The following is a 392-nucleotide window of genomic DNA, read 5'->3' on the forward strand; positions in this document are numbered from 1 at the left end:
GGGCGGCGTGCGGGAGTGCTGGTCGCGGTGACCGTCTTGGTGGTGGGGCTCCTGAGTGGGTTCGGTTCCGTTGGGACGGCGCGGGCGGCCACGGTGGATACGAACGCGTGGTACGTGCTGGTCAACCGGGGCAGCGGCAAGGCGCTCGATGTGTCGGGTGCGAGCACTGCCGACGGGGCGGGTCTGTCGCAGTGGGTCCGCCACGAGGGGGCCAACCAGCGTTTCCGGTTCGTCGACTCGGGGGGTGGCTACTACCGGTTGAAGGCGCAGCACTCGGGCAAGGTGCTGGACGTCTACAACTTCTCCGGTGCCGACCACGCGGACGTTGTGCAGTGGGGCGATGCGGGTGGCGTCAACCAGCAGTTCCGGCTGGCCGATTCCTCGGATGGTTA

At 68.4% G+C, this 392-nt stretch carries 1 protein-coding gene; it reads left to right on the plus strand.

Annotated elements, in window-relative coordinates:
- Nucleotides 1–18: 18 nt before the first annotated feature.
- The coding region (locus tag AOQ53_RS34790) for an RICIN domain-containing protein (RefSeq protein ID WP_408055223.1) at nt 19–392 on the plus strand (374 nt) is incomplete at its 3' end.

Origin of the sequence: Streptomyces azureus (assembly GCF_001270025.1) — a bacterium.
Classification (GTDB): domain Bacteria; phylum Actinomycetota; class Actinomycetes; order Streptomycetales; family Streptomycetaceae; genus Streptomyces; species Streptomyces azureus.